This is a genomic window from Bartonella sp. CB10SXKL, assembly GCF_042195515.1.
In the GTDB taxonomy this organism is placed as follows: Bacteria; Pseudomonadota; Alphaproteobacteria; order Rhizobiales; family Rhizobiaceae; genus Bartonella.
Genome location: NZ_JBHION010000084.1, coordinates 1 through 1174, shown reverse-complemented (window position 1 = coordinate 1174; position 1174 = coordinate 1). Strand labels below are relative to the sequence as shown.

Below are 1174 nucleotides of genomic sequence, written 5' to 3'. Positions count from 1 at the left end.
CCCGTGCCCCCAATATCCCAAAAGGCGCGTATTTGCATTAAAGGATCACGAGCAACGCGCCCTATCCGCCCCTCCTGCTCGGCTGCCAACATTTCCTTTTGATAATAAGCGCCTTGAACCGCTGTAAGATAAGCCCCTTCCCAGATATGCTTATAGGTCTCTGGACGGTTTCTCAGATCATCAAGCCGCGCTTCATTCAAGATCTTCGGAAACTTCGGGTTGTCTGACCAGTTGATCTCAACACGTTTGATTGCCTCATTGTCTGAAAAGCGAAACCGCTTCTCAACGGGGGCATTCTCTCGCAACGGGTTCCATGTCACCCATAATTCTGCATTCCAATCTTTTCCTTCTTCTCGCAAAGTCGGTATAAGCGTCTGCCAAGCCGTCTCTGTAACGGGCTCTGCCTCATCAACCCAACAAAGCAAAATCCGCCCCATAGACTTGATACTGGCTATATTGCGGTCAAGACCAGAAAACTGAAAGGCTATACGACCATCTATCGACTTAATCGACGACTCCCCAACCTTGTAATAGTCCTTTAAAAAGTCGTGCGCTTCAATGACGCGTTTAATCTCCTCCAATGAACTTTCTGCCAAAGAATTCTGAAACTGACGTGCACAAAGTATAGTGCCCGATATCCCTTGCATACCAAATTGATAGCCTTTTAAAGCAGCCATCAAGGCAAATGATCTTGTCTTTCCAGACCCTCGTCCACCCCAAGCAGCACGCACCAAAGCCTTATCTGTAAAAATCGGTATAAGCTTTGGAACAATACTAATCTGTCGTGTTGTCATTGACCAAAGGCGCGATTTCTACACGCGTTATCACCTTAATGGCTCCCCCATCTTCACCTGTTACCTGTAAAGGCAACACCTTACCAAGCAACGCTAAATAAGCAGCGGGGCATTCCATAGCCTGTTTTTCCAAATAAGAAATCAAACCATCCTTGCCAATTTTATTCCCAGCATTCTCAGCAGCCTTAACCACTGCTTCTTTTAAAATGCGCGTCATCTTATTCGGAACGCCTTTGACACGCCCTTGACCTGCCTTTGGGGGTATACGCTTTTTAATGGGTTGTGGAGCCTGCTGTGTATTTTCTGATGTCATAAAATACGCCCTCCAGATAATAAAAAACCCCGCATTTGCGGGGATTCCAAACTGCACTGCCTCTCGT

The 1174-nt window shown here is 46.7% G+C and carries 2 protein-coding genes; both read right to left on the bottom strand.

The window, feature by feature from the left end; translation table 11 throughout:
- Positions 1 to 794 (bottom strand): phage terminase large subunit (locus tag ACFIK3_RS09550; protein WP_375676625.1); only part of this gene is annotated, 794 nt, incomplete at its 3' end.
- Positions 775 to 1107: a hypothetical protein gene (locus ACFIK3_RS09545; RefSeq protein ID WP_273791598.1), complete on the bottom strand. Its 333-nt coding sequence runs from the start codon at positions 1105 to 1107 to the stop codon at positions 775 to 777. The genes ACFIK3_RS09550 and ACFIK3_RS09545, both read right to left, overlap by 20 nt.
- Between the last annotated feature and the right edge of the window lie 67 nt (positions 1108 to 1174).